The sequence below is a fragment of the uncultured Haliea sp. genome (assembly GCF_963973825.1).
Taxonomy (GTDB): Bacteria; Pseudomonadota; Gammaproteobacteria; order Pseudomonadales; family Halieaceae; genus Haliea.
In genome coordinates this window covers 83072-99284 of record NZ_CAXBAE010000001.1, presented here as the reverse complement: position 1 = coordinate 99284, position 16213 = coordinate 83072, and the positions used below count along the sequence as shown (strand labels likewise).

Genomic DNA, 16213 nt, shown 5'->3' with positions numbered 1-16213 from the left:
GTGGAATCACGTCCCCATGCAATGTATTGAAATCACTGAACCCGGTGCGCCTGCCGTATTGAAAATGGCACGTCGTGAAGCCCCGGTTGCGGGTGCCGGCGAACTTCTGATTGATGTTGTCGCCGCGGGTGTCAACCGGCCGGACGTGATGCAGCGGCTGGGCCTGTACCCCCCGCCCCCCGGGGCATCAGACCTTCCCGGCCTGGAAGTGGCGGGTCGCGTGGTGGCGGTGGGGGCGGGCGTTGTCGGCTGGCAGGTTGGCGACCACGTCTGCGCCCTCACCAACGGTGGTGGCTATGCGGAGCAGGTCGTTGCCCCGGCGGGGCAGTGTCTGCCGCTGCCTGCAGGTATGGATTTTGTCGCGGCTGCCGGCCTTCCCGAGACGTTCTTTACCGTGTGGACCAACGTGTTCATGCGCGGGCGCCTGCAGGCCGGCGAAAGCCTGTTGGTGCACGGCGGCAGCTCGGGGATCGGCACCAGCGCGATCCAGATGGCGCGGGCGCTTGGCGCAACGGTGTACGCAACGGCGGGCAGTGAGGAGAAATGCGCGGCCTGTGTGCGGCTCGGTGCTGCCCACGCGGTCAACTACCGCTGTGAAGACTTTGAGCAGGTGCTCGGGGAGCTGACCGCTGGCAGCGGCGTGGATGTCATACTCGACATGGTCGGCGGTGAGTATATCAACCGCAACCTGCGCCTGGCGGCGACCGACGGTCGCATTGTGAACATCGCCTACCAGGGTGGTTTCGAGGCGCCGGTCAACTTCGTTCCCATGTTGTTGAAGCGTCTGACCCTGACCGCGTCCACCCTGCGCCCTCAGTCGATTGAGGCGAAGGCAGAGATCGCGGCGCAATTGCGTGAGCGCATATGGCCGCTGCTGGATGCGGGTGAAATCCAGCCGGTGATCGCGGCAACCTTCCCGCTGCAGGACGCTGCGGCGGCTCACGAGCTGATGGAAAGCGGCGCCCATATAGGAAAAATCATACTCACGGTGCGCTGAAAACGGTCTTTGATCAACTGAATAGCCAGGGCCGGAGTTGCTCCCGGTTCTCCACCACGATCTGCTGTGCCATGGGGTCTTCCAGTGAGGCCGGCTCGGGGTCAATGTGCAACAGCTTCAGGGCGTAGGGCACGAGCCGCCCGCGCACGGTGATGTGCAGGGCGCCTTCGAGCATGCCGTAATCGGTCTCCACCACCTGCTGCTGTGCAGGCGACAGCCTTGGATCCGGCACAATACGCAGCGTCACGTGGGTGTTCCAGTCGTGGTCGTTCTCGACCCCCTGGGTGGAGTCGTCGAGCATCTCCGGAATATCGCGGAAACGGCTGAGCACAAAGTCGCGGTATTCCTGGTTCTTTTCACACCAGGCACGTACGTGCCAGCGCAGCCCGGTGAATACCAGAGTATGCGGCACGATGATTCGCCCCTCGCGGTTGGGGTTGTGCAGTGACACATAATCCACTTCCAGGCGTTTGCGCTGACGTGCGGCCTGCATGATGGGTCGCAGCACCTCGGGGCGTACATCGCGCACCGGTACCCGCAGCACCTCGATGTTTGCGACGTTAAGCGCCAGCGATTCGAACACGTTGGACAGTTCGTTGTTGCGCGCCATCAGGTGCAGGTACTCGTCGGCCACGCCCTCTGTCACCCGCGGCCTGAACCCCGCAGCCGGCATGTAACCCTTCAGCGATGAATCATAAACAAGATTTCCCGGCCCGATGTCACGGATGTAGCGATTGATATCCTTGCTCGCCTGCTGGCGGCCAATGCCGAAGGTTTCGCACAGGTGGCGCGTGGTCAGTCTACCCTCCCACAGAACGATGGTCTCTATGTAGCGATAACGTACCAGCAGGTCCCAGCGTATGGGCCACGGGTTGGTGGGCGTTGCTGGCATGGCTGCTCCTGTTCAGATTGAATTGCCTGTATCGTACACTGCAGTGCAGCCAGCGAATACTGAGGACACGGCAATCGCTTCTCCCGACATCAGTGACTTTTATCACCTAGCCAATCAGCTTGAGCACGACCGGGATCTGTCGCTGGAGCAACGACGGCTGCGCGACCGGGAAATCGGGCGGAGCTGCGAGGGTGCCGCGGATGACTGGACGCGGCTACAGCACTGGTTGCACTCGGTGGACCCGCAGGCGCAGCGCAGGCCGGAGTGGGCCAGCCGTGCCAATCCTGCGGTGCTGCTCAATCTGTTGGCGCTGTGTGGGGGCTTCGCTGCCATGGCGGGGCTGCTACTCGGTAGCGCGAATGCGCTGGTCAACGTGCTGTTCTGGCTACTGTTGTTTGTAGGGCTGCAGGGGCTGCTGATGGCGGGATCGCTGCTGGTGCTGCTGCAGCTGCTATGGGGCAGGGTGCCCCCGGCATCGCCGGTACAGCCGATACGTTTTGTCCTGCAGCGGCGCTGGCCCGATGCCCGCGCGTTGCGCGAGGCGCAGCCGCTGTTGCGCCTGCTCTTCCTGCGTCACGGCCAGGCGCTGGGGGCACTGTTCGCGGCGGGCGCCGCTGCGGCGTTTCTCGTCTTGCCAGCAGTGGACAACTACGGATTTGTGTGGGGGTCCACCTACCCACTCAGCGACCCGTTCATGCAGGCCCTGGTAGACGCGCTTGCCTGGCCCTGGCACAGCCTGCTTCCCGGCGCCACGATCGCGCCCGAGTTGCTGAGCAGCAGCCGCTATCACGCGGCGTTGCAGCTGCTTGATGCGGAGCGTCTGGAGCGAATGCGCGGCTGGTGGGGTTTCCTGATGCTGTGCCTGCTGGTGTACAGCCTGTTGCCGCGGGTGTTGTTGTACCTCCTGTCGCGTGCCCTGTACCGACGCCAGTTACTGGCCAGCCTGCTCAGCTATCCGGGTGTCGAGCGCGTGCTGGCACGGATGCAGGCGCCGCTGGTCGCAACCGGTGCGGCACCTGAGGCTGGCGTCACGGTGCCGGGTAAGACGCGCGCCGGGGAGCCGGGGGTCGATGCCGCGCCGGTCGCATGGCCGCGTACCTTGCTGTTGGAGGTGGCTGGCGCTTTCGGCGAACAGGCGCCGGCAAGCTACGAGGAGCTGGCGGATGGGCAACCTGCGCAGCACGCCGGTATTGCCGGTAGCGATCTTGCCACGGACCGCCGGACGCTGGCGGCACTGCGGCTTGCGGATATCGATCGGCTCTATCTTGCGGTCAAGGGCTGGGAGCCACCCGTCGCGGAACTGGCCGACCTCCTGGAGCCTCTGTTCGGCATTCCGCAGTGCAGTGTTCTCCTGGTTCCCCTGCCGGGTCGTCCCTTGCCGCATCGCAAGGTGGAAGACTGGCGTCTGTTTGCTCGCGCCATGCCGTTTCAGACGGTGGATGTGCAGCTGCTGAATCCGGTGGTGATCTCATGAGCCTGCCGGTTTTTGCGGTGGTGGGGCGTCCCAACAAAGGCAAGTCGAGCATCGTGGCAACGCTCGCGCGAGACGATTCCGTGGGGATTGAGGCGCGTGCGGGCTCCACGCGCGAAGCGCGGGAATTTCCGATGCGCGTCGATGGCGAGACCCTGTACACGCTGGTGGATACGCCCGGCATACAGCGGGCGCGTGCGGTTCTGGAATGGCTGCGCGCGCACGCTGCCGACGCGGCCAGCAGGCCCCGGGCGGTACGCGACTTTGTCGACGCGCATCGCGACGACCCGCGCTTTCACGATGAGTGCGCACTGTTGCGACCGGTTGTCGCCGGGGCCGGCATTATTTACGTGGTTGACGGGTCTGTGCCTTTCGGTGCCGACTACGAGGCGGAAATGGAAATTCTGCGCTGGACCGGCCGCCCCAGCCTCGCGCTGATCAACCCCATCGACAATGAAGACTACGTGGCGGAATGGCAGGCCGGCCTGGGGCAGTACTTTCAGACGGTGCGTCTGTTCAACGCGCAGCGTGCGGAGGCAGCGAAACAGCTTGAACTGCTGGTCCTCTTTGGGCACCTCGATGAGCAGTGGCGGCAGTCACTGGACCGCGCGGTCGAGGTGTTGCGGGGGGAACGCGAGCGCGAGCACCGTGAGGCTGCGGCACTGATTGCCGAATGGATTGCCGAAGCTCTGGAGTTCCAGGTCTCGCAGCGCGTACCCGAGGGGCTGCCAGTGCAACCGGTGCAGGACCTCCTGTTCAGTCGCTACCAGCGTGAGCTACAGGCTCGTGAGCGGCGCTGTCGTCGCCAGGTGGAGGAGGTTTACCATTACCATCGTCTGCAGCGCAGTGAGCTGGATATCGATCTGGAGGCGTCAGAGCTGTTCAACGTGGAGCAATGGTATCTGTGGGGGCTGGATCGTCGCGCGCTGGCACTGGTGGCGGCCTCGGCAGGCGCGTTGCTGGGCGGCGGCACGGGAATGGCCCTGGACGGCGTCACAGCGGGGCTCACGGGCGGTCTGGGCACGTTGGTCAGTGGTGCGCTGGGCGCTGCGTCCGGCGGCGTGGCCGCCCTGCGCTATGCCGACGAGATTGCTCAGCTGAGGGTCAAGGGCATTCCCAGTGGCGGCAAACTGGTGAGCTACGGGCCATCGCGAAACCCGAATTTTCCCTTCGTATTGCTGGGTAGGGCGCTGCTGCATCAGCACCGCCTGTGCAGCCGTACACACGCCGACCGCAGTGCGCTGCAGCTGGACAGCGCCCTGCTGGCCGATGTCAGCGACGCCGAACGCCGCCAGCTGGCGCGTTGGTTTGCGTCCCTGCGCCAGCCGCGCCGAGCAGCCGCCGCGCGCCAGGCGCTGGCCGACTGGATGCTGGCCCGCAGTGGCACGGCGCAGGCTGAGGCCTGAGCGCTACCTCAGCGAATTGCCGACTCCGGCCTGCCCTGCCAGTAGAAGGGCTGCAGCGTGCTGTCGCCGGTAAATACCTCGGACAGCGACTCCGCCGCATAGACGCGGCCGTTCAGCACGACGTGGCTGATCCGGTCTGTCTGGCGGATATCCTCCAGTGGGTTGCCGTCAATGATCACCAGGTCGGCCAACTTGCCGGGCTCGAGTGAGCCGATATCGCCATCCATTCCCAGGTAGCGCGCCGGGTTGATGGTCGCTGCGGCGAGCGCCTCCATCGGGCTGAAGCCGCCACGCACGAAACTCCACATTTCCCAGTGTGTGGCGAGACCCTCGCGCTGGCCGTGTCCACCGGTGTTGACCAGTATCCCGGCGTCCAGCAAGCCCTTGGCGGCAGCAGCGGCATCGTCATCGCGATAGTCGGCTTCCGGGGCCATGGGCCTGCGCACCGAGCGAGGCTGCAACACGGCTGGCGGCACGAAGTTGGCGAGCAGGGGATGTTTCCACACCTCCGTGTCCTGGTAGTAGTAGTCCTCGGAGGTCAGTCCACCGAAAGTCACCACCAGCGTGGGGGTATAACCCGCCTCGCTCTGTCGCCAGTACTGCAGGACATCCTCGTACAGGCGCAGGGCAGGGACATTGTGCTCGACCCCGGTGATCCCGTCGCCGATCAGGTTCATGTCCATGTGGTACAGGGCCCCGCCTTCGGCGACCGGCATCAGGCCCTCGCGGCGTGAGGCTTCGATAACCATCTGCCGCTGATCGCGACGCGGCTGGTTGTAGTTTTTCACGGTCACTGCGCCCTGCGCCTTGAGCCTGCGCACGTGTGCCAGGGCATCGTCGAGGGTTTCCACCGGCGAGTAATAGGTGGATTTCGCACCGTAAATGATTTCAGCCGTGGAGAAAATCCGCGGCCCGAGAATGCGTCCGGCACGGGCATACTCAGCGGCAGCAAACACCTGGGAGGCGACGCTGGACGGGTTGTGCACCGTGGTAACGCCCAGCGCAAGGTGCGCGAGCAGATCCCAGTTCTGCTGCGGGATGATGTCGGCACGTCCGTAGGGTCCGTGCGCATGGATATCGACAAAACCGGGCACCAGCGTCTTGCCGCCCAGGTCCACAGTGCGGAAGCCCTCTGGTATTGCCAGGCTGGCACCGCCCACGGCGCGGATGCGGTTACCCTCCAGCAGCACCGTGCCGCCGTCAATCACCTCGCGCTCGCTGTTCAGCGTGACCACCCGAGCATTGGTGAGTGCGAGGCGCGTGGCGGGGCGGGCACTGGCGACGCGCATGCTGAGATCCACACCGTCTTCCGGGGGCGTAAAGTCTGCGCGCATTGCATCGGCGACGGTGACCGTGTTCAGTGTCGGGCCCGTGCTCCAGACCACTGCGCTCCCCGTGGCGTTCCAGTTCAGGTAGTCGCCACCGACCCGGCTCAGGCGTACGATGGGGAAGGCGGGCCTGGGATCGTCGAGCACCAGCGTTTTGCCCGCGGTGGGCGCGGCGGCTGCCAGGTACATCTGGTGGCCGTTCTCGAAGGCGATGTGCCGGCCGTCGGGGGCCAGACGGATGCGCGTGGCCAGCTCGGCGCTGGCGACCTGTTGTACATCGTGGCCAGTGCGCGACATGGCGATGAGCACCGTGCTCGCGGTGCTGCTGCCGCGGCCCGAGGCGCTATCGGCGCGTTCCTGTGCGTAGATGCGGCCATCCGGGCCAAAATGGGGGTGTTCGCCACGTGCGCTGACAAACTGCATGTCGCCGGTGGCGCGTGAGACCAGGTAGATGCCGGGTTGTACCGACCACTCCGGGTGGAGCAGGGCACTGCCGGCCAGTTTGCGCAGCGCCAGGGTGTCTCCGCTGCCGTCGATAGCCAGTTCCGTGTACTGGCCCTTCGGATGATCCAGGGCACGCGCCTTGCCGCCGCGAGCCGGCACGCGGTGAATCCGGCTGAGTTCGCTGTCTGTCCAGCGCAGGAACAGGATGTCACGACCGTCGGGACTCCACACGGGGGCGTAGTCGAAACCACTTTCGCCGTCCCCCGTGAGGCGCCGGGGTTCCGCGTCGCCACGCTTGATATACAGTCGGCCCAGCGATTCGAAGACGATGGCCTTGCCGTCCGGTGACGGTGTGGCGAAGCGCACCATGCGGGTGTTGAAGTACTCCGGCGCCACCTCGACCGGGAAGCGCACGGCGGGATAGATGTCGCGGCTGTCACTGACCTCAAAGGGGACGTTCAGCAGGGACCCATCGAGCGTATTCAAACGCCAGATCTTGCCCTGTGCCCAGAAAACGATATCGCGGCTGTCGGGGGTCCACTCCATGGTGGGGTAGAGCCCGTGCACGGCCCAGGTCTCCTGCATGTCGAGGTCCAGGCCGTCGAACAGCATTCGTTCGGTGCCGTTGGCGAGGTCTTTGACGAACAACCGTGACTGCGCCCGTACCCGCTTGACGTAGGCGAGTTGCTTGCCGTCCGGTGACGGCGTGGCGCGCACTGCGCCGCCGGGGCCACCCGCTACGGTGCTGACATCCCCACTGGCGAGATCAACCCGGCGAATCTGGAACAGTTCCGTATTGCTGTCCTGATGGTAGATGAAGGTGTCGCCCGGTGTCGTGTTCAGGGAGAAATACAGGCTTTTGCCGTCCGGGCTGAAAGCGGGTTCGCCCTGTTCTTTCTGGAAGGTTGGGCTGGGACGGGGAATCAGCATCTGCCCGGCGTTCTGTGCACCGCCGCCGACATGGTACATCCAGATTTCGCCAGTCCCCAGGGAGCGCGAGGTGGTGTAATGCTTGCGGGCCGCCAGATACTCGCCGTCCGGGCTCCAACTGGGGCTGTTGAGGAGGCGGAAATCTTCAAAGGTGAGCTGTCGCAGTGCTCCGCTCTCGCGCTCCAGCAGCCACAGGTTGTCGCCGCCGGTGCGATCCGAGGTGAAGGCGATATGGCGGCCATCGGGGCTGTATTGAGGCTGCATGTCCCAGGCGAACCCCGTGGTCAGCGCTGTTGCGGTGCCGCCGCTGATAGGCATTTCGTAGAGGTTGCCCAGCAGGTCAAAGGCAATGTGCCTGCCATCCGGGGAGACGTCGATGCTCATCCACGTGCCTTCGCGTACATCGACAGCGGCGCGGGTGGCCGCGGCCGAGAAATCAGGCTGGTCGACGCGCCATGTGCTACCGTTGTCAGCGTGGGCGGTTGCGCCTGGGATCAGGCCCGCGAGGAACAGGCCAAGGAGTGTTCGGGTCAGTGAGTGCATGGCAGGGTCCGGGTTCGGTGGCTTGAAGAGAGCGGTCAGGGCACAGGCAGTGATCCAGCCGCCGCCTGGCGCGTACCATACTACGTGATTCCCCCGCTGTGAAATGCAGCCCTGTTCAGTCATGGAGTTTCTATGGAATTGATTCGATCCCTCGCGTTGCTACTGGCTCTGGCTTGCGCAGCTCCGGCCATCGCGGAAGAACTGCAGGTCGGAGATGTCGCCCCCGAGTTCAGTCTGATGGGCAGCGATGGCAAACAGTATTCGCTGGCCGACTTCAGGGGCAAACAGGCAGTGGTGCTGGCCTGGTATCCGCGCGCCTTTACCTCGGGGTGCACCGTTGAGTGCAAGTCGCTCGCCGAAAACGGGCACCTGATTCGGGAATACGACGTGAGCTATTTTATGGCCAGTGTCGACGAGGTCGAGGAGAACCGCCGTTTTGCCGAGGAGACTGAGGCTGATTTTCCGTTGCTGAGCGATCCGGAGAAGCAGGTGGCAGAGGCCTATGGCGTGCTGGCCATGATGGGCTTTGCCAAGCGGCATACGTTTTACATCGGTGCTGATGGCACCATTCTCAAGATTGACCGCACTATCAACCCCGCTACGGCCGCACAGGACATGGCGGAGAACCTCGGCGCCCTGGGCATTCCCAAGCGCTAGGCCCTGCGTTCACGCTGCCGCGGGACCCCCGTTCGTCCCGCGGCACCCTCCGTTGGTCGTTTTATCCCTGACTGAGCTGGCACTTCCGCGAGCGGCTTCTATAATGTCGGCCTTTTTTCTCAAGCAACGCTGACGCCGCAACGGCGGCCGGTGCCCGCAGACCGCGCTTTTGGGCGCAGCTGCCGGGGCCGGTGCCCGCGCCGTCGGAGATAACAATGCTCAGCACAGGCCAGACACGTGAATTGCTCCGCTTGGCGCTACCCATGGTGGTCTCGCAGAGCGCGTTTGCCTTGATGGTGTTCACCGACCGCCTGTTTCTGTCGCGAATTGATGCCCTGCACATTGCCTCTGCGCTGGGTGGTGGCGTTACGTTTTTTGTCAGTGTGTCCCTGTTCATTGGCGTGATGTCCTACGCGACGGCGCTGGTGGCACAGTATTACGGCTCCGGTCAGTTGCAGAAGTGCCCGCGCGTGCTCGTCCAGGGGGTCATCATGGCGTTCGCCTGCCAACCCCTGTTACTGCTGATTGCCTGGGGTATGGGCGGCCTGTTTGCCGCTATGGGGCACCCGCCGGAACAGGTGATACTGGAGCGGCAGTACTACTACGTGATGATGGGCGGCGCCTTCTTTGCCCTGGTCAAGGCCTGTGTGGCGGGCTATTTCTGCGGTATTGGTAAAACCCGCGTCGTGATGATTACCGATGTGCTGGGTGTGCTGATCAATGTACCGCTCACCTGGGTACTGATCTTCGGCAAGTTCGGCTTTCCCGAATTGGGTATTCGTGGCGCCGCGCTGGGCACCGTAATCGCCACGGCGTGCAGCCTGCTCATCTATGCGGTCTTCTTCTTCAACCGTATCCATCGTGAGCGCTTTCACGTCGCTGAGGCATTCCACTATGACCGGGGAATTCTCCGTCGCTATGTGCGGCTCGGTCTGCCATCGGGCTTCGAAACGTTTGTTGGCGCCGCCACGTTCAATTTCTTTCTGCTGCTGTTCCAGTCCTACGGCATCACCGAGGGCGCGGCCATGGCGATTGTTTTCAACTGGGACATGCTCAACTACGTGCCGTTAATCGGCCTGAACATCGCCGTCACCAGTATGATCGGGCGCTATGTGGGTTCGGGGGACATGACCCGGGCCAACCAGGTGATCGCAGCCGGTTTCACCGTTGCACTTGGCTTTTCCGTGCTGCTGGCCCTGTTCTTTGTGCTGTTCCGGTACGAACTGATGATGGTGTTTGCCACCCCGGAGCAGGATTTCAGCGCCATCGCCGCACTGGGCGCGAGCATGATGCTGGGCATGGCGACCTATGTGGTGGCAGATGCGGTGATTCTGGTTTGCAGCGGGGTGTTGCGCGGTGCCGGAGATACCCGCTGGCTGATGAACACCTCCATGACCCTGCACGTGCTGATGCTTCTGGGGCAGTACGTGATGATCAAGCATCTCGGCGTAGGCCCTCTGGTCAGCTGGTGGGGCTTTGTGGCGATGCTGCTGGCGCTGGCGCTGGTGTATCTCCTGCGACTGCGCGGCACGACCTGGCGCAGGCCGTCCCGGCTGGCCCGTGTGATGGCCGAATAATCCACGCTACAGGGTCAGTATGCGGCGCAGCAGGCTGTTTTCACTGCGCTGCTGTTCTCTCAACAGCAACAGCGCCTGCAGTTGTTCCTCGATCTCGCCGGCGACTTCATCGCGAATCTTGCGCTGCTGCGCCTTGCCCGGTTTCCGGCGCGCATAGGCTGCCAGGTCAACCGGCCGGCCGAAGCCGAGATAGCAGCGCTGGGGTTTGGGCAGCGCGGTGCCCAGTGCACCGATGGCGAGCGGGGGCAGGGCGTCGCTGCGCGTGTCCTCTGTCAGCAGGCCGACACGACGCAACAGTCTTCCCGGCAGCGAATCCGGCAGCGCCTCGCTTTCTATCAGGTGGTCGTAGAACTCGTCCGGCCCCACAATACCAAAAGGCATGATGGTGTAGCCGTATTGCGCGGCCATGCGGATGAAGCCAAAGCGCTCCTTCCATTGCAGCTGGTACCGCAGGCGGTTTGGCTTCACCGCTTCGTGTGCGCCACCGGGAAACACCAGAAGGTCCCGGCCGTGGGCCATGAGTGCGCTGCAGACTTCGGGGTGACCCATGGCCGCGCCGCGCGCCAGCAGGGCCTGTTCCATCTGCGGGTGGGTAAACAGGAATTTATCGCCCAGGGGGCGCAGAAAGCGGCCGTACTGCTGCTGCAGTATGGAAACGACCACCATGCCATCCAGTGCGAACAGGCTGTGGTTGCCGACGAACAGGCAGGGTCGTTGGGGTATGCGCTCGATCCCCCGTACTTCGGGCCTGAAGTAGCGTTTGATGATCTGGTAGGCGATCTGCAGGTCGCGACTGCGTGGCACCTCGGTCAGTGCCAGGGCGCGCTCAATGTGCCGCTGCAGGCGTTCGCCCTCCAGTGGCTGGTTATCCCTGTCGAGTGCTGTCATGCGATGGTCCGTTGTGCCGAGGAGCCGGGCAGTATATCACTCACTGCCCAGCAGGCGCCCGAGACCGCGCTGTTGCAGCGCACCCTCCAGCAGGGCGCGGATAGCGGCACTGTTGTCCAGCGCGAGTGCCTGCTGCGCGAGCACGGCGGCGTCCTCTGCTGACATCGAGCGCAGCAGCCACTTGATCCGGGGCAGTTTCGAGGCGCTCATGCTCAGGGTGCGAATGCCAATCCCGAGCAGAAAGACCACGGCGGCGGGATCCGCCGCCATTTCACCGCACAGGCTGAGGGGCAGCCCACCAGCCTTCGCAGCAGCGGTAATGCGGGCGATTTCCTGCAGCACGGCAGGGTGGATATGGTCGTAGGCACCGGCCACCCTGGGGTTGTTGCGATCCAGTGCCAGCAGGTATTGGCTGAGATCGTTGGAGCCGATCGAGATAAAGTCCAGCCTGTCTGCCCAGGCCGGCAACAGCGAGATCGCCGCGGGTACTTCAACCATGATGCCCACCCGGGGTCTCCGCGCGTCCGCGTCCTCGTCCTGCAACTGCTGCAGCGCGTCGTCCAGGACGCCCTTGAAGGCGGCGATTTCTCCGCTGTTACTGACCATGGGCAGCAGAATATGCAGATCTGCAGTGCCTTCTGCGGCACGCAGCATGGCGCGGACCTGGGTCATCAGCAGCGAGCTGTTGTCGAGGCAGAAGCGGATGCCGCGCCAGCCCAGGGCCGGGTTTTCCTCGTGGATCGGGAAGTAGGGCAGTGGCTTGTCGCCACCAATGTCGAGAATGCGCATATACACCGGTCGGCCATGGTAGGCCTGCAGGACCTGGCGGTAGATCTGCAGCTGTTCTTCCTCGGAGGGAAAGGTTTCGCTGATCATGAAGGGCATCTCGGTGCGGTACAGTCCGATACCTTCCGCGCCGTTGGCGAGTCCGGGGGAGATATCCGCCAGCAGGCCGGTATTGGCCATGAGGCGCACGCGCTCGCCATCCGTCGTTGTCGCCGGCTCATCTCTCAGGCTCGCGAGTTCTCCCTTCAACGCCTGTTCGGCCCGTTGCAGCCGCTCGAACTCCAGGCGAATCGACGGGCTGGGGTAGAGAATAACCTGCCCCGTATTCCCATCCACGATCAGCGGGCTGCCGTCTTCGATGTTTTTCAGTTTGCCGGTGCCCATCACCGCGGGCACACCCAGCGCATTGGCAAGTACCGCGGTGTGGGACAGACTTGACCCCTCGTAGCACACGATGCCGGCGAGTCGCACCGGATCACAGGCGGCAATATCCGACACGCTCACCTTGGCGCCGACCAGCACGATGGGGCCGTGGTCATCCGCGGGCAGGTTCCCGCTGGTTCCGGCCCAGGACTGGTAGAGCTTGTTACCCAGGTGATGCAGGTCCTCGTTGCGGGCGCGCAGATAGGGGTCCTCCATCGCCAGGAATACCTCGGCGTAGTGGTGCACGACCTGTCGCAGCGCACCGGGCAACCATTGCCCTGCGGCGATCGCCTGTTCAACCCCGACGCGCAATCCGGGGTCATTGAGCAGCATCTGATAGGCTGTGAACACTGCGCTGACACCGTCGGAAAGTTGTTCTCCCAGTGCCTTGCGTTCATTTTCCACATCCTGGCTGACCGTCGATAACAGCTGGTGCCATTCGCTGATCGCGGCGGCAGGGTCCTCGCAGGGACGGTCAGGTACTGCGTAGAGGTCGACAGACTCGCACAGCCAGGCGCTGCCGATGCCGGTACCCGGCGCCCCCTTGACGCCGCGCACCCGGCGCACGGCGTTGGCAGGAGTGTGCACGGCAAGAGGTTCTGGAGGCAGCACAAGCGCCAACTGGGTCGACAGGGTCACCAGGAAGGCCTGCTCATCCGCGGACATCAGGCGGCCCTCGCGGGACTGCACCACCAGCACGCCGATCACCGCGCCAGCCCTGACCACGGGCACCCCGCAGAAGCTGATGAACTCGTCCTCGCGGGTCTCTGCCAGGTAGCAAAAATCCGGATGGGAGGCGGCTTCCGCGACGTTGATTGGGTGTCGGGTCTGTGCCACGCGGCCAACAAGCCCGCGACCGGCGGGCAGACGGCTGTAGCCGACCGCCTGTTGGTCGAGACCGTGACTGGCCACCAGCACCATGGCGCCATCCGTCGCGGCGATGTAAAGACTGCACACGTCCACGGCAATGGCACGATGGATGGCTTCGACAATCAGCTTGACCTGGTCTTCAGTCTGGTCCGCCTGGGCGGCGGCCTGCACAATGCGGGTCAGTTCCTGCAGCGTATTCATTGATGGGCGATCCGGTGCCTGTGTGGCGGGGTTGAAGCACGTGACCCCAGTATCCGCTATAGTGCCCGATCGTGACCAGTCTACAAGCGTAAACTGTGAGACCCGCCGGACAGATTCCGGTTCTGGATTGGAGACCGACATGCAATTTACCCTGTTTGGCCTGCTGATGCTGGCCGTCTCCCTGGCTGTTGCCTCGCCGGCAGAGGAGTTCGAGGCGCTCGTCGAGGACCACTGGGCCTGGACGCTGGAACAGTCGCCCCAGCTGCGCACGCACCTTGGCGATTCGGGTGCCAACGACCGTTGGGGCGACATGAGCCTTGCTGCCCACGCCCAGCGCGATACGCGACGCGCGGAATTCCTGGCGCAGCTGGAGGCGATTGACGCGGACGCGCTCGGTGAGCAGGCGCAATTGAGCTATGCCATGCTCCTGCGGCGCCTGCAGAGTGAGCGCAGTGAGTACAGGCTGGGCCTTCACCTGATCCCCATCAACATGCGCTCGGGTCCGCAACACCTGCACTCGCTGCAGGAGCGTATCCGCTTCAGCAGCGAGCGAGATTATCGGGACTGGCTGCAGCGTCTGCAGCGCATGCCCGCCCTGCTGGCACAATACCGTGAAGTGCTGGAGGAGGGGATTGCACAGCAGCGCACCCAGGCGCGGGTGGTGATGGAGCGGGTCCCCGCCCAGATTGACCGCCTGCTTGCGGGTGAACCGGCTGACAGCCCGTTTTACAAGCCGTTTCGCGCAGCGCCCGAGGGTGTCCCGGAATCACAGTGGGTCGAGTTGCAGGGCCGTGCTGCCGAGGTGATTGATCGCGAGCTGAACCCGGCGCTCGCCGAATTCCGGGCCTTCCTGACCGGGACCTATCTGCCCGCCTGTCGCGAACAGCCGGGCATTGGCAGTCTTCCCGATGGCAAGGCGCTGTACCGTTTTCTCGCGGGCTATTTCACCACGACGGATATGACCCCTGAAGCCATTCACGCGGTGGGCAAGGCAGAGGTGGCACGCTTGCTGGCCGAAATGGAGGAGGTGAAGGCGAGCGTGGGTTTCGAGGGTGACCTGCAGGCCTTCAACACCTTCCTGCGCTCTGATCCCCGCTTCTATTACGAGACACCGGAGGCGCTCTTTGAAGGCTACCTGGCCATTTCCAAGCGCCTTGACCCGGAACTGGTGAAGCTGTTTGGCAAGCTGCCGCGCATGCCCTATGGCGTGCGTCCGATTCCGGACACCATCGCACCCGACACCACTACGGCGTACTACAGCCGACCCGCGGCGAATGGCACCCAGGCCGGCTATTACTACGTAAATCTCTACCGCCCGGAAGTGCGCCCCAAATACGAAATGGAAGTCTTGTCAGTGCACGAGGCCGTACCCGGGCACCACCTGCAGATTGCACTGGCGCAGGAGCTGGAAGGGCTGCCCATGTTCCGCACCACCGGCGGCGAGACGGCATTCGTCGAGGGCTGGGGCCTGTACGCCGAACGCCTGGGCTACCAGATGGGGCTGTATACAGATCCCTACTCGCGCTACGGCCAGCTCACCTACGATATGTGGCGTGCCGTGCGGCTGGTCGTCGATACGGGCATTCACTACTTTGGTTGGAGCCGGGAACGGGCCATCGATTATTTCAAGGCCAATGCCGGCAAGAGTGAGGCCGACATTGTCAATGAAATCGATCGCTACATTGGTTGGCCGGGGCAGGCGCTGGCCTACAAGATCGGTCAGCTCAAGATTCTGGAAATTCGCCAGCGCGCAGAGCAGGCGTTGGGTGAGGATTTTGATATTCGCGCCTTCCATGACCACCTGCTCGGCGCAGGGGCGATCCCACTCGACGCGCTGGAGCGACGCATGGATGACTGGCTGCTGGAGCAGCGTGGCTGATTATTCAGCCCTGATGATTCAGCCCGCGCTGCAGAGCCGCGCCCCGGGTGGCTGGCCTAGGCGCCTGCGATAGCGATTTTCCACCTGTTCGCACAACCCTCGCACATTGCGCTCGGCATCGTGTGCAACCGGTGGCAGTACCGACACCCGCACAGTTGCCGGTCGCAACAGCAGGCCGCCCTTGGGCAGGGCATCATGCACATTGTGCAGGACGATGGGCACGCGGGCCTTTTTCGCCAGGAAAAACGCGCCGTGGCGGAACGGTTGCAACGTTCCCGAGGCGCTGCGGGTGCCTTCGGGCGCGATGACCAGTGATCGTCCGTCAGCCAGCACCGCCAATCCCGCCTGCAGCACCGCCGACTGGTCCTGCGCTGTGCGGTCAACAAAGATCGTCCCGGCCCTCGCCAGCAGGGCACCCAGTAGCGGCTTACCGGCCATCTCCTGCTTGCAGAAGGGGACCACGTCACGCCGCAGGAGACGCGCCAGAATCATGGCGTCCAGCAGACTCTGGTGGTTGAAGACATAGATCACCGGCCCAGACTGACGCAGGTGTTCAGGACCGTCGATGTCGAGTTCCAGCCCCGCGAAACCGCAGCCGAGATCCCCCAGTAGCTGAGTGATGCGGTTGGCGTTGTTTCGTGGTGACGTTCCCAGTCGGCCACCGAGCATGCCCAGTAACGACGTGGCGGCGACGGCCTGACCGGTGAGCACCGTGCGCAACACCGATTCAAGATCCGGCAGGGCGGGATGGTCTGCGAGGCTCCGCTGCTGTTTTTCCAGGACCTGTGTCTGCATCATCCAGCATCTCCCATGGTGAACCGATCATTGCGGCGGGCAGAGCCCGTCGGGTGCCCGGGTTTTTTCCAGCAATAACCCTGCCACCTGCGTGTAATCCTGCGCTTGCGGCGTGACAGCCGCGTG

General features: G+C 63.9%; 11 protein-coding genes. 6 read left to right on the top strand and 5 right to left on the bottom strand.

Annotation, left to right across the window (positions count from 1 at the left end; all coding sequences use genetic code 11):
- Positions 1–16: 16 nt before the first annotated feature.
- Positions 17–997: an NAD(P)H-quinone oxidoreductase gene (locus tag AACZ17_RS00440; RefSeq protein WP_290743815.1), complete on the top strand. Its 981-nt coding sequence runs from the start codon at positions 17–19 to the stop codon at positions 995–997.
- 13 nt (positions 998–1010) lie between these two features.
- Here the strand turns inward: AACZ17_RS00440 and AACZ17_RS00435 are convergent, their stop codons facing one another.
- Positions 1011–1889, bottom strand: a complete 879-nt coding sequence (locus AACZ17_RS00435) for a WYL domain-containing protein (RefSeq protein WP_290743811.1) — start codon at positions 1887–1889, stop codon at positions 1011–1013.
- On the opposite strand from AACZ17_RS00435, the gene AACZ17_RS00430 reads away from it, so the two are divergent.
- Positions 1888–3363 (top strand): DUF2868 domain-containing protein, encoded by a 1476-nt coding sequence (locus AACZ17_RS00430; protein WP_290743797.1) that lies wholly within the window; start codon positions 1888–1890, stop codon positions 3361–3363. The two genes, AACZ17_RS00435 and AACZ17_RS00430, sit on opposite strands and share 2 nt — an antisense overlap.
- Positions 3360–4766 carry a DUF3482 domain-containing protein gene (locus AACZ17_RS00425; protein ID WP_290743790.1) on the top strand — a complete coding sequence of 469 codons (1407 nt, stop codon included), beginning with the start codon at positions 3360–3362 and terminating at the stop codon, positions 4764–4766. The genes AACZ17_RS00430 and AACZ17_RS00425 overlap by 4 nt, the downstream gene beginning before the upstream one ends.
- 8 nt (positions 4767–4774) lie before the next feature.
- On the opposite strand, the gene AACZ17_RS00420 is transcribed toward AACZ17_RS00425, so the two are convergent.
- Entirely contained in the window at positions 4775–8011 is a 3237-nt protein-coding gene (locus AACZ17_RS00420; protein ID WP_290743788.1) for an amidohydrolase family protein, read from the bottom strand.
- A gap of 132 nt (positions 8012–8143) precedes the next feature.
- Between AACZ17_RS00420 and AACZ17_RS00415 the strand changes: the two genes are divergently transcribed.
- Both AACZ17_RS00415 and AACZ17_RS00410 read left to right on the top strand, forming a co-directional pair.
- On the top strand, positions 8144–8668 hold the full coding sequence (locus AACZ17_RS00415; protein WP_290743786.1) for a peroxiredoxin: 525 nt from the start codon (positions 8144–8146) through the stop codon (positions 8666–8668).
- A 215-nt stretch (positions 8669–8883) separates the two neighbouring features.
- Positions 8884–10245: an MATE family efflux transporter gene (locus AACZ17_RS00410; RefSeq protein WP_290743784.1), complete on the top strand. Its 1362-nt coding sequence runs from the start codon at positions 8884–8886 to the stop codon at positions 10243–10245.
- A 6-nt stretch (positions 10246–10251) separates the two neighbouring features.
- Here AACZ17_RS00410 and AACZ17_RS00405 read toward each other — a convergent pair whose 3' ends face one another.
- Complete coding sequence (locus AACZ17_RS00405; protein ID WP_290743782.1) at positions 10252–11133, bottom strand: lysophospholipid acyltransferase family protein; 882 nt, start codon at positions 11131–11133, stop codon at positions 10252–10254.
- Positions 11134–11169: 36 nt separating this feature from the next.
- On the bottom strand, positions 11170–13413 hold the full coding sequence (gene ptsP, locus AACZ17_RS00400) for a phosphoenolpyruvate--protein phosphotransferase (RefSeq protein WP_290743781.1): 2244 nt from the start codon (positions 13411–13413) through the stop codon (positions 11170–11172).
- Positions 13414–13552: 139 nt separating this feature from the next.
- Here ptsP and AACZ17_RS00395 point away from each other — a divergent pair, with 139 nt between their 5' ends.
- Positions 13553–15292, top strand: a complete 1740-nt coding sequence (locus tag AACZ17_RS00395; RefSeq protein WP_290743779.1) for a DUF885 domain-containing protein — start codon at positions 13553–13555, stop codon at positions 15290–15292.
- Positions 15293–15310: 18 nt separating this feature from the next.
- On the opposite strand, the gene AACZ17_RS00390 is transcribed toward AACZ17_RS00395, so the two are convergent.
- On the bottom strand, positions 15311–16090 hold the full coding sequence (locus AACZ17_RS00390; RefSeq protein ID WP_290743777.1) for a lysophospholipid acyltransferase family protein: 780 nt from the start codon (positions 16088–16090) through the stop codon (positions 15311–15313).
- Positions 16091–16213 lie beyond the last annotated feature (123 nt).

Excerpts from the sequence above, each read along its gene's own strand:
- AACZ17_RS00440 (WP_290743815.1), top strand. The coding sequence starts at position 17 with ATGCAATGTATTGAAATCACTGAACCCGGTGCGCCTGCCGTATTGAAA.
- AACZ17_RS00430 (WP_290743797.1), top strand. The coding sequence starts at position 1,888 with ATGGCTGCTCCTGTTCAGATTGAATTGCCTGTATCGTACACTGCAGTG.
- AACZ17_RS00435 (WP_290743811.1), bottom strand. The coding sequence starts at position 1,889 with ATGCCAGCAACGCCCACCAACCCGTGGCCCATACGCTGGGACCTGCTG.
- AACZ17_RS00425 (WP_290743790.1), top strand. The coding sequence starts at position 3,360 with ATGAGCCTGCCGGTTTTTGCGGTGGTGGGGCGTCCCAACAAAGGCAAG.
- AACZ17_RS00420 (WP_290743788.1), bottom strand. The coding sequence starts at position 8,011 with ATGCACTCACTGACCCGAACACTCCTTGGCCTGTTCCTCGCGGGCCTG.
- AACZ17_RS00415 (WP_290743786.1), top strand. The coding sequence starts at position 8,144 with ATGGAATTGATTCGATCCCTCGCGTTGCTACTGGCTCTGGCTTGCGCA.
- AACZ17_RS00410 (WP_290743784.1), top strand. The coding sequence starts at position 8,884 with ATGCTCAGCACAGGCCAGACACGTGAATTGCTCCGCTTGGCGCTACCC.
- AACZ17_RS00405 (WP_290743782.1), bottom strand. The coding sequence starts at position 11,133 with ATGACAGCACTCGACAGGGATAACCAGCCACTGGAGGGCGAACGCCTG.
- ptsP (WP_290743781.1), bottom strand. The coding sequence starts at position 13,413 with ATGAATACGCTGCAGGAACTGACCCGCATTGTGCAGGCCGCCGCCCAG.
- AACZ17_RS00395 (WP_290743779.1), top strand. The coding sequence starts at position 13,553 with ATGCAATTTACCCTGTTTGGCCTGCTGATGCTGGCCGTCTCCCTGGCT.
- AACZ17_RS00390 (WP_290743777.1), bottom strand. The coding sequence starts at position 16,090 with ATGATGCAGACACAGGTCCTGGAAAAACAGCAGCGGAGCCTCGCAGAC.